Annotated in this window: 10 protein-coding genes; 9 read left to right on the top strand and 1 reads right to left on the bottom strand. The window is 65.4% G+C overall.

Annotated elements, in window-relative coordinates:
• The first annotated feature begins 67 nt into the window (after window positions 1–67).
• The 9 genes from A3840_RS15455 to A3840_RS15415 all read left to right on the top strand — a co-directional run bounded on the left by A3840_RS15455 (window position 68) and on the right by A3840_RS15415 (window position 10,755).
• Window positions 68–1,027 carry an ABC transporter permease gene (locus tag A3840_RS15455; RefSeq protein ID WP_067458789.1) on the top strand — a complete coding sequence of 320 codons (960 nt, stop codon included), beginning with the start codon at window positions 68–70 and terminating at the stop codon, window positions 1,025–1,027.
• 1 nt (window position 1,028) lies between these two features.
• A complete protein-coding gene (locus tag A3840_RS15450) occupies window positions 1,029–1,913 on the top strand; it encodes an ABC transporter permease (RefSeq protein ID WP_067458786.1) in 885 nt (294 codons plus the stop codon).
• A gap of 17 nt (window positions 1,914–1,930) precedes the next feature.
• Window positions 1,931–2,848, top strand: coding sequence for a dihydrodipicolinate synthase family protein (locus tag A3840_RS15445; RefSeq protein WP_067458782.1), 918 nt, complete (start codon window positions 1,931–1,933; stop codon window positions 2,846–2,848).
• A 2-nt stretch (window positions 2,849–2,850) separates the two neighbouring features.
• Window positions 2,851–3,858: an ABC transporter ATP-binding protein gene (locus A3840_RS15440; RefSeq protein ID WP_067458779.1), complete on the top strand. Its 1,008-nt coding sequence runs from the start codon at window positions 2,851–2,853 to the stop codon at window positions 3,856–3,858.
• Window positions 3,858–4,826 (top strand): ABC transporter ATP-binding protein, encoded by a 969-nt coding sequence (locus tag A3840_RS15435; RefSeq protein ID WP_067458776.1) that lies wholly within the window; start codon window positions 3,858–3,860, stop codon window positions 4,824–4,826. Before A3840_RS15440 ends, A3840_RS15435 begins: the two co-directional genes overlap by 1 nt.
• 20 nt (window positions 4,827–4,846) lie before the next feature.
• Window positions 4,847–6,397, top strand: coding sequence for a putative N-acetylmannosamine-6-phosphate 2-epimerase (locus A3840_RS15430; RefSeq protein WP_067458773.1), 1,551 nt, complete (start codon window positions 4,847–4,849; stop codon window positions 6,395–6,397).
• 341 nt (window positions 6,398–6,738) lie between these two features.
• On the top strand, window positions 6,739–8,229 hold the full coding sequence (gene tcuA / locus A3840_RS15425; protein WP_067458770.1) for an FAD-dependent tricarballylate dehydrogenase TcuA: 1,491 nt from the start codon (window positions 6,739–6,741) through the stop codon (window positions 8,227–8,229).
• Between the two features lies 1 nt (window position 8,230).
• Window positions 8,231–9,361 (top strand): 2-methylaconitate cis-trans isomerase PrpF family protein, encoded by a 1,131-nt coding sequence (locus A3840_RS15420; RefSeq protein ID WP_067458973.1) that lies wholly within the window; start codon window positions 8,231–8,233, stop codon window positions 9,359–9,361.
• Window positions 9,358–10,755, top strand: a complete 1,398-nt coding sequence (locus A3840_RS15415; RefSeq protein ID WP_067458767.1) for a CoA transferase — start codon at window positions 9,358–9,360, stop codon at window positions 10,753–10,755. Before A3840_RS15420 ends, A3840_RS15415 begins: the two co-directional genes overlap by 4 nt.
• On the opposite strand, the gene A3840_RS15410 is transcribed toward A3840_RS15415, so the two are convergent.
• On the bottom strand, window positions 10,730–11,392 hold the full coding sequence (locus A3840_RS15410; protein WP_067458764.1) for a GntR family transcriptional regulator: 663 nt from the start codon (window positions 11,390–11,392) through the stop codon (window positions 10,730–10,732). The two genes, A3840_RS15415 and A3840_RS15410, sit on opposite strands and share 26 nt — an antisense overlap.
• Window positions 11,393–11,462 lie beyond the last annotated feature (70 nt).

Here is an 11,462-nt window from a genome sequence, read left to right as displayed (position 1 = left end):
GCGGTTCTCCTCTGCACATGGCGGCGCGGACGATCCGCGCCGCCTTCCATCCACACCGGACCTGGTCATGTTGAACTACATCGCACGCCGTATCGGCATCGGACTGTTGATGCTGGTCGCTCTCAGCGTCCTCGTCTTCGTGCTGCTACGCCTGGCACCGGGTGATGCCATCGACGCCTATATCAATCCTGCCGCGCCGCTCTCGATGGATGAACTCGCTGCCTTGCGAACAAGGCTGGGGCTCGACCAGCCGCTGCCGGTGCAATATTTCGGTTGGCTGCGGGCCGCCATATCAGGCGATTTCGGCTTTTCCATCCAGCGCGCCGGCGTGCCCGTGCTGCCGCTGGTGCTCGAGCGCATCGGGCCGACGGTGTTGCTGATGGGGACGGGCATGCTGCTCGCCATCGTGCTGGGCATCGCCGCCGGCATTGTCAGCGCCGTACGTCGCAATTCGGCGACCGATGTCGCCCTCTCGGTCGCCTCCTCCATTGGCATATCGAGCCCGGCCTTCCTCACCGCTTTGCTCGGCCTCTATTTCTTCTCGGTACAATTGCGCTGGGCGCCTTCGGGCGGCATGTTGACGCCGGGCGCCCCATTTTCCGTGTCCGACCTGCTGTCGCATCTCATCCTGCCGGCCTTCCTGCTCTCCATCGGCCATGCCGCGCTGATCATGCGCTATATGCGCTCATCGCTGCTCGAAGTGCTGAACCAGGACTATGTGCGCACCGCCCGCGCCAAGGGCGTCCGAGAATTCTGGGTCATCATCAAGCATGCCACGCGCAATGCGCTGCTGCCCGTGGTCACCCTGATCGGCTCGACCATCGGCATTGCAGTCGGTGGCGCTATCTTCCTCGAAAGCGTCTTCAACTGGCCGGGCATGGGCCTGCTCTTGGTCAATGCGGTCAACACGCGCGACTACCCCGTCATCATGTGCGCCACCTTGATCGTTGGCGCTTGCGTGATCGCGGTGAACCTGCTGACCGATATCACTTACGCCGCGGTCGATCCGCGCATCCAGGTGGCCTGACATGACCGATGCAGCGACCGCCCCCATCGAACGGACCAAGGGTCCGACCCGCCGCTCCATCGAGCGCTTCTTCGGCAATCGCGCGGCCATGGTCGGGCTGGCGATCTTCCTGCCCATCCTTGTGGCCATCATCACCTATGACTGGTGGTGGGGCTCGGGGCCAAATGAGATCGACCTGCGCGCGCTCAACAAGGGGCCGTCGCCTGAACATTGGTTGGGCAGCGACGGCGTGGGCCGCGATGTTATGGCGCGGTTGTTGCAGGGCGGCCGGGTCTCGCTGATCGTGGCCGTCGTCTCGGTGGCGATTTCCACCGTCATCGGTTTCCTCGTCGGCTCCTTTGCCAGCTTCGGTGGTCGGGTCGTCGATGCCTCGCTCATGCGGCTGGTCGATCTCGCCATGACCCTGCCGCCGGTGATTTTCTTGCTGGTCCTCGCCTCGATTGCCGGCACCGGCATCACGCCGACGATTCTGGTGATCTCACTACTGTCCTGGCCCACTTTGTCGCGCATGGTGCGCGCGCGTCTCCTCGAACTGCGCGAGCGCGATTTCGTCGTGGCGGCGCGCGGCATGGGCGCCGGCGTGCCCCATCTGCTGTTCAAGCACGGTCTGCCCAATTGCATCGACATCCTGGTGGTCTACGCCACTCTGCAGGTCGCCAATGCCATCCTGCTCGAAGCGGGCCTGTCCTTCCTCGGACTGGGCATCGCGCCGCCCGAGGCCAGTTGGGGCAATATGCTCAACCTGGCGCGCTCCACCGTCGTGCTCGAACAATATCCCTGGCAATGGATGTTCCCCGGCGCGGCCCTGGTGCTGACCGTGTTGGCCATCAATTTCATTGGCGACGGCCTGCGCGACGCGTTCGACCCTCGCTCCGCTCTCAACTGACCCTGAAGGTTTCTGAAATGCCCTTGTTTACCGGCGTCGTCCCTCCCGTCGTAACGCCACTCAACACCGATTTCACCGTGGACTATGCGTCCTTTACCCGGGTGCTCGAAAACCTGATCGATGCCGGTGTCCACGGCCTGTTCGTGCTCGGTTCGACCAGCGAAGTGGTGTTCCACGATTCAGAAACCCGCCAGGCCATTGTCGAACATGCCATCAAGGTCACCGATGGCCGCGTTCCGGTGCTGGTCGGCACGATCGACCCCACCACCGACCGCGTCATCAAGCATTCGCGCATCGCCAAGGCGGCCGGCGCCGCTGCCGTGGTCGTGACCGCGCCCTTTTACACGCGGACCAACCAGGCCGAGACCGTGGACCACTTCCGCTACATCAAGGATGCGGTGGACCTGCCCGTCATCGCCTATGACATTCCGGTCTGCGTGGGGCTGAAGCTCGACCGCAAGACCACGGTGACGCTGGCCAAGGAAGGCGCCATCGTTGGTCTCAAGGATTCGAGCGGCGACGACGGCAACCTGCGCTATGTGCTCGCCGACATGCAGGACGATGCCGATTTCTTCGGCATGACCGGCTCGGAAATCGTGGTTGATAGTGTGCTGGCCATGGGCGCCCACGGAGTCGTGCCTGGCCTCGCCAATGTCGACCCGCATGGCTATGTCAAATTGTGGAACCTGGTGCAGGCAGGCGATCTCGCCGGCGCGCGTGCTGAGCAGGAGCGACTCTGCAAGCTGTTCGAGATTGTCTGGATTTCGACGGCCCGCACCAGCGCCGGTTCGGCCGGTGTCGGTGCCTTCAAGACCGCGATGCGCCAACTCGGCATCATTGCCAACAACACCATGGCGCGACCGCAGCGCCACCTCAATGACGAAGAAACGGCCAAGGTCGACGCCGTGCTCAAAGCCGTCGGACTACTCGGCTGACCATGGGCGCCCCGATCCTCGACATTGCTGGACTGCGGACCGTGTTCCGGATCGGCGGCGCCGACATTGCCGCCGTCGAAGACATGGAACTGACCATCGCCGCTGGTGAAACCGTGGCGTTGGTCGGCGAATCCGGGTCGGGGAAGTCAGTGACGAGCCTGTCGGTGATGGGCCTGCTGCCCAGGCGCGTGGGCCGCATCGCCGCCGGCAAGGTCATGCTGTCGCGCAAGAGCGGCGAGGTCATCGACCTTGCCGCCATGTCCGACGAAACCCTGCGCCAGATTCGGGGCAATGACATCGGCATGGTGTTCCAGGAACCCATGACCAGCCTCAACCCCGTCTATACCGTGGGCGAGCAGATCGCCGAGCCGATCCGCATCCATCTGGGCAAGCCGCATCGCGAGGCGGCGGCCGATGCCGTGCGCCTCCTGGCCGATGTCGGCATTCCCGACCCCGCCCGCCGGGCGCAGCAATATCCGCACGAGCTTTCTGGCGGCATGCGGCAGCGGGTGACCATCGCCATGGCGCTGGCTTGCGATCCGCGCATGCTGATTGCCGACGAGCCGACCACGGCGCTCGACGTGACGATCCAGGCCCAGATCCTCGATCTGTTGCAGAAGCTGCAGCGCGAGCGCGGCATGGGCATCCTGTTCGTGACGCACAATCTGGGTGTCGTGGCCGAGATCGCTGACCGGGTCGTGGTGATGTATGCCGGCCGGATCGTCGAGTCGGGGCCAGTGGCGGAGGTCTTCGCCCATCCTCGGCACCCCTATACCAAGGGCCTGCTGCGCTCGGTGCCCCGGCTGGGCCAGGCGGTCGAGCTCAAACGCGCCGGCACGCCCCTGCCCACCATTCGCGGCAATGTGCCGTCACTGCGCAACCTGCCCAAGGGCTGCGCCTTTGCCAATCGCTGCGACTACGCCATCGCCGCCTGCAGCGCCGCCATGCCGGCTTTGGTCGAGACGACGCCGACGCAGAAAAGCCGCTGCATCCGCTGGCAGGAACTCTGATGACGCAACAGCCCTATCTATCGGTCAGAAACCTCTCCAAGCATTTCAAGCCGGCCGCCTTTTCCCGGGGGGCGGTGGTCAAGGCGCTGCAGGATATTTCCTTCGACATTCCCCGCGGGCAGGTGGTCGGCCTGGTCGGCGAATCCGGCTCCGGCAAGACCACGATCGGCCGCTCGGTGCTGCGCTTGATCGAGCCGACCAGCGGCCAGGTCATGCTCGACGGCGTCGATGTCACCACGCTCTCGGGCGCGCAATTGCGCCATCAGCGGCGCAAGATGCAGTATATCTTCCAGGACCCCTTCGCGAGCCTGTCGCCCCGCATGACCATCGGGCAGGTGCTGACCGAAGGGCTCGACATCCAGGGCATCGGCACGCGAGCCGAGCGGCGTGCCCGCGCGGAAAAGGCGCTGATGGCGGTGGAACTGCCGGTCGACGCCTTCGACCGCTACGCCCATGAATTTTCCGGCGGCCAGCGCCAGCGCATCGGCATTGCCCGGGCGTTGACGCTCGAGCCGGATTTCATCGTGGCCGACGAGCCGGTCTCGGCGCTCGACGTGTCGATCCAGGCGCAGGTCATCAACCTGCTGCGCGACCTGCAGACCCGCCTGGGCCTGACCATGCTGTTCATTTCCCATGACCTGGCGGTGGTGGAATATATCTGCGACACGGTGATCGTGCTCTATCTCGGCCGCATCATGGAAATGGCGCCCGCCGCCGATCTCTATGCCAGGCCCAGCCACCCCTATACACGGGCGCTGCTCTCGGCCATTCCCTCGCCCGATTCGGCGACGCGCCCGCAGCGGCAGATCCTGACCGGCGATATTCCGAGCCCGGCTAATCCGCCGTCGGGTTGCGTGTTCCGCACGCGTTGCCCGTTTGCCATCGAGGCCTGTGCCGGCGACGTTCCGGCTTTGCGCGAGGTGGCGCCGGGGCATCTGCGCGCCTGCATTCGCGACGACATTCTCTGACGCCTGAAGGACAGCGATCCGTGCCGCACAATGCCCAATTCCTGACCGATCTCCAGGGTGGCCTGATCGTTTCCTGCCAGCCGGTCGATGGTGGTCCGCTCGATACGATCCCCGCTATCGTCGCCTTCGCTCAGGCCGCCCGCAATGGAGGCGCCCGTGCCCTGCGCATCGAGGGTGCGGACAATGTGGCGGCCGTGGCCAGGGCCTGCGACCTGCCGATCATCGGCATTATCAAGCGCGACCTGCCGGATAGCGCGGTGCGCATCACCCCGTTCATCGATGACGTAAAGGCGCTTGCAGCGGCCGGAGCGACGGTCATCGCCGTTGATGGCACCGACCGGGTCCGTCCGGTGCCGGTGGCCGACCTGCTGGCGGCCATCCACGCCGCCGGAGCTCTGGCGATGGCCGACCTGGCGACGGAAGCGGAAGCCAGGATCGCCAGCCGGCTCGGCTTCGATATTCTGGGCACTACCATGTCGGGCTATACCGGCGGGCCTGTTCCGGCCGGGCCCGACCTCGATTTCGTGGCGGCTTGCCGCCGGCTGGGCGGCGTGGTCGTGGCCGAGGGACGCTACAATACCCCCGCCGCGGCAGCCTCGGCCATTGCCGCAGGCGCCAGTGCGGTCTGTGTCGGCTCGGCCATCACGCGCACCGAGCACGTCACCGAATGGTTCCGTAGTGCCGTGGATGAGGCGGTCAGCGGCAGCAAGGCCACGGTGCTGGCGCTCGATGTCGGCGGAACCAAGACGCTGGCGGCGCTGGTCCGAAACGGGGAAATTCTCGAACGGCAGGCGATAAAGACGCCGCAGGGCGTTGGGACGGATGCATGGTTCAGCACGATCGGCTTGTTGGCTTCCGACTGGCAGGGGCGCTACGACGCTGTCGGCGCCGCCGTGACCGGCGTCGTATGGGATGGTCACTGGTCGGCGCTCAATCCGCGCACGCTGGCCATTCCCGAGCGCACGCCGCTGGCCCAGCGGCTGACCACGCTGTTCGGTGCGCCGGCCATCGCCCTAAACGATGCGCAGGCCGCGGCCTGGGGCGAGTATCGCCATGGGGCCGGGCGCGCGCGGGACATGGTATTTGTCACCGTGTCGTCGGGCATTGGCGGCGGGATCGTGTTGCAGGGCAGGCTGCTGCAGGGCGCCAATGGCCTTGCCGGCAGCCTGGGTCAGATCAGAGGTGCACCGGCGGCGGAACGTCTCGAAGCGCGCGCTTCGGGTTTCGGCATGGTCGCGTCGGCAGCCGCTCTGGGCCATGCCGCCACGACACATGAGATTTTCGCAGCCGTCGAAAATGGCCTGCCATGGGCAGGGGCCTTGCTCGACCAGGTGGTCAAGGACCTGGCTGTAGCCCTGGGCGATCTGCAAAGATTGATCGATCCGCAGGTCGTGGTGCTGGGCGGTGGCATCGGCATGCTGCCGCAATTTCGTGACCACCTGGTCGCCCGGCTGTCGCTGGAACCCGACCATCTGCGCCCGAATATCCAACCGGCAGCACTGGGCGGCGACGCCGGAATTATCGGCGTAGCTGATCTGTCAGCCGCACTCCCTCGGTCGGCTCTGCCCTGAGCGCCGGACCATAACACGTTGGCGTAATGTCGGCCTGATGGCCGCGAGACGCAACCGTCGAGCGGATCGAGCATTTCCCCGCGTGCCCTCATTCCGGTCCTGCATAGGCAATATCGGCTGCGGCGGCGCGCCGGTAGCGGTGTTGGTCATCGTATCTTCTTCCGACAGTGAGGTCCGGGCCTTTAGGGATAGAGTAACCTACAAGCATCTTGGCCAGGCGGCACATGCGCCCGCCACGACCAGAGGCGGATTCGCTGCCACCGCAACGGGGGAGGGTGCCTTGACGCGGCCCGACTGCGCCGCTAGTTATTGCGCACATTTGTATACAAAAGGATGCCGTGATGTCTGATTATGACGTAATCGTTGTCGGTTCGGGCAATGCCGCTCTATGTGCCGGCCTGGCGGCGAAGGAACGCGGCGCGACGGTCCTCGTGATCGAAAAGGCGCCCGAGGACATGGCAGGCGGCAATTCCAAATATACCGCCGGCGCGATGCGCTTCGCCTATGACGGCAAGCAGGATCTCCTGCCGCTGCTGCAGAACCCTGACGATCACCGGCTGCCCGACACAGAATTCGGCGCCTATACGTCCGAGCATTTCAGCAAGGACCTGCTGGGCTTCAATGATGGCCGGCCGCTCAGCCCGGAACAGCAGTACCTCGTGGCGCAGAGCTATCCCACAATGGCCTGGCTGGCGTCGCATGACGTGCGGTTCGAGCCGATCTATTCACGCCAGACCTTCCAGAAGGACGGCAAACACATCTTCTGGGGCGGCCTGACGCTGGCCGCCCGGCATGAAGGCGTCGGCCTGGTGGAATCGGAGATGAAGGCCCTGCGTGCCTTGGGTGGCGAAATCCGCTTCGACTGCGCGGCAATCGACCTGATCGTCGAGGAGGGTCGCGTCTGCGGCGTGGTGACCGAAAACGACGCCGGCCAGCGCGAAGACATCCGCGCCAGGGCTGTCGTGCTCGCCTGCGGCGGCTTCGAGGCCAGCAAGGCGCTGCGCGAAAAATATATCGGCGAGGACTGGGGCAAGGCCAAGGTGCGCGGCACCCCGTTCAATACCGGCGCCGGCCTGGAAATGGCTTTCAAGCTTGGGGCGCGGGCCCATGGCCTGTACGAGGGCTGCCACGCGACCCCGATGGATTTGCACATGCCGGAATACGGCAATCTCGACCTGCCGCACGACCAGCGCAAGAACTATCGCAAGATCTGCTACTTCCTCGGCATCATGGTCAATGCGGAAGCCGAGCGCTTTGTCGACGAGGGCAAGGACTTCCGCAACTATACCTATGCCCAGTTCGGGCGCGCAATCATCGAGCAGCCTGGCCACTTCGCCTGGCAGATCTTCGATTCCAAGATCAACCACCTCCTGTACGAGGAATATCATTTCGCCGATGCTCATTATGTTGAAGCGGCAACGCTCGACGCATTGATCGAGAAACTCGACGGCGTCGAGGACAAGGCCAAGCTGCGTCGTACGATAGACGGCTATAACGCCGCCGTTGACGATGCCGTGCCCTTCGATCCGACCGTCAGGGATGGCAAGGGCACGAAGGGGCTGACGCTTCCCAAATCGAACTGGGCTCAGAAGATCGATAAAGGTCCATTCCGGGCCTATCCCGTAACCGGGGGCATAACCTTCACCTATGGCGGATTGCAGGTGAGCGATAGGGGCGGAGTCGTTCACGAAGAGGGGCACGAAATCCCCGGGCTCTTTGCCTGCGGTGAGCTGGTCGGCGGCGTGTTCTTCAACGGCTATCCGGGTGGATCGGGTCTCACATCCGGCGCGGTTTTTGGGCGCCGCGCTGGCTATGGCGCGGCCGCGCAATGACATGAAGCAGCGTTTCGTCAAGGCGGCTTTCTACCGGGGCGGCACGAGCAAGGGCGTGATGCTGCATGCGCGCGACTGCCCTGCGGACCCTGCCCAGCTCGATCGCATGCTGCTGGCCATCCTTGGCAGCCCAGACCCGTTCGGGCGGCAGCTCGATGGGATGGGCGGCGGCGTCTCCTCGCTCTCCAAGGCTGCCATTGTCGGGCCGCCGACGATCCCCGGCGCCGATATCGACTATACCTTTGCGCAAGTCGCCATTTCGCAGCCGGTCGTGGATTGGGGTGCCAATTGCGGCAATCTCTCCTCGGCCATCGGCCCCTTTGCGGTCGACGAGGGGCTGGTCCGGGTCGAAGACGGCATGGCGACCATCCGCATCCACCAGGTCAATACACGCAAGCTGATCCACGCCCGTTTCGCGGTTGCGGGCGGCCTTGCCGTGGTGGAAGGGGCCTGTGCGATCGGTGGGGTGGCCGGCACAGGCGCGCCAATCACGCTCGATTTCCTTGATCCCGGGGCAACGGTGACTCCCGCCTTGCTGCCCAGCGGCACCGAGCTCGAAACCATCGAGGTGGATGGAACGGCATATGAGGTGTCGCTTGTCGATGCCTGCAATCCGGTAGTGTTCGTGGCCTCTGCCAGCCTGGGGCTGACCGGGACCGAACTGCCTGCGGCAATCGAACAGCGCCGTGACGTGATGGCGCGGCTCGACCAAATACGGCGCGTGGCCGGCGTGCGGATGGGACTGGGGGCGACACCCGATGCCGTCGGCCTCGCCAATCCCAAGGTGGCGATGATCTCCGGTCCCGCCGATGTCGCGACCCTGAGCGGGCAGGTGGTCCGCGCTGCGGAGCATGACATCGGCATCAGGATCATATCCATGGAAAGGGTGCATGGCGCGGTGACGCTGACCGGCGCCATGTGCCTCGCCGTCGCCGCCCGCATCGATGGAACGCTGGCAGCCCGGCTTGCCGCGCGCGATCGCCGTGCGGGATCGATCCGCGTCGGCAATCCATCCGGCATCGTCGAGGTCGGCGCCGACGTTTTACGGGATGCCGGCCGATGGCATGCCCGCTCAGCTTCCGTGCTGCGCACGGCGCGCCTGCTGATGCGGGGCGAGGTGGCAGTACGGTGAGCGTCGAGGCCATACTCGAACACCTGTTGCGGCAGGCCGGTTGGGACGATGCTCTGCTCGACCGCCTCCACCTCGAATGGGACAGGAAGGTGCTGGCGACCCCCTGGCCGATCGCGCCGATGGCCATGGCCGTCCTTGCTGCCGTGGGCCTGGCGGCCTCGCATATCGAGACGCTGCGCACGGGGAAACGACCGGATGTCAGGCTCAGCTCGCGCGCCGCAGAACTGGCCATGTGCAGCTCCAGCTATTTGCAGCGCGACGGCCGCAATGCCAAGTTCCGCGATCCCTTCACAGGGTTTTATCCGGCGCGGAATGGCGAATACGTCTATCTGCACGGCAATTTCCCGCATCTGCGCGACGGACTGCTCGACATGCTCGGCACTGGCAACGACCCCGAAGCGGTGCGCCTGGTGGTCGCGGCGCGCAATGCCTCCGACATCGAGGCAGAAGCAATCGAGCGCGGGCTGTGCGCGGCGAAGGTTCGAAGCCGGGAACAGTGGCAGGCAACACCGCTTGCCGCGGCGGTTTCGGACACGCCGGTGCTTTCGGTCGTCTCCTGCGGGGACGCGCCACGCCGGGTCTGGCCGCCGACGGCCGATGGCACGGCGCTGGGGCGCCTAAAAGTCCTCGACTTCTCGCGGGTGATCGCCGGTCCGATGGCCGGCCGCACGCTGGCCGAACACGGCGCCACCACCATGCTGGTGAGCCGGCCCGACCTGCCCTTTATCGAGTCATTGGTCATCGATACGGGCTTCGGCAAGCTATCGAGCTACCTGGACCTGCGTGACCCGGCGGACTACCACACACTGCTATCGCTGCTGGACGAGGCGGACGTTTTCATCGATGCCTACCGGCCGCAAAGTCTCGGCCGGCGCGGGTTGACGCGGCAGGAAATGTTCGCCCGGCGGCCCGGCCTGGTCAGCGTCGACCTGTCGGCATTTCCCGGCGGAACCGGCTGGGCGGATCGCCGCGGCTACGACAGTCTGGTCCAGGCGACAATGGGCCTCGCCATGCCGGGCCGGAATGGCGAGCCGGCCTTGCTGCCCTGCCAGCCGCTGGACTATCTCACAGGCTATCTTGCCGCCTTCGGCGCCATGGTGGCGCTGATCCGCTCGGTCGAAACCGGCGGGAACTGGGCCGTCGACCTCTCCCTGGCAGGTACGGCACAATGGATGTGGACGTGGCGCGACCGGCTGGGCGACGATACCGACCTCCCCGCCACAAATCCCGTCGCTGAGGATACTGCCGACCTGACGGCCGAATACGAGACGCCCTTCGGCCTCGTGCGTGCCTTGTCGCCGGCGTTGCAGGTCGGGCCGGTGCCACAGCGATGGCATCGCGGCCCCGTTCGTCTTGGCTCAGACCGGCCTAGATGGCCGGCCGATCCTCGCTGATCGCGAGGCGGGTTTCCAGCGCGCGCTGAATGTGCCGGACAGCGGCCGTTTCGGCCCGCTCCGTGTCGCGCTCCCGGATGGCCCGGATGATCTCGGCATGTTCCTCGCGGGCGATTTCGGTACGCCCCGGCTGGACGAAGGTGGTCGTCGGCAACAGCGCAATGGTCTCCTGCAGCCCCTCAACCATCTGGCGCAGATAGCGATTGCGCGTTGCATCGTAGAGGCGGGCATGGAACTGCCGATTGAGCTCGGCGGCCCGCCTGGGGTTGTCGGACGCGTTCCCGAACAGGTCGTTGATGCGCGCCAGGTTGTCCATCTCGGCCGTGGTGGCATGCTGGGCGGCGAAGCGCGCAACCAGGCCCTCCATTTCCTGGCGGATGGCATAAAGCTCGAAAACCTGGCTGGTCGATAGGATGGCGACCGCGACGCCCCGGCCCTGGGCAGCCTCGACAAGACCCTTCTCCTGCAGGCGGCCCAAAGCCTCGCGGACCGGCGTACGGCTGACGCCGATACGGCTGGCAACCTCTTCCTCGCGTATTGCGTCACCCGGCCGATATATCCCGTCCCTGATCGCCGCCAGAATGGCTCCATAGGCATTTTGCCCTCGCGTCTTGCCCGGTTCGGTTGTGTTGGACATGGATCGACCCCAGTACTGACTGTGCCCACTTGTATGCAGAGACCGGATCGCGCGCCACCCCCGTTTCCCA

This window comes from Devosia elaeis (genome assembly GCF_001650025.1).
GTDB classification, from domain to species: Bacteria; Pseudomonadota; Alphaproteobacteria; order Rhizobiales; family Devosiaceae; genus Devosia; species Devosia elaeis.
This window is presented reverse-complemented; position numbering and strand designations above follow the sequence as displayed.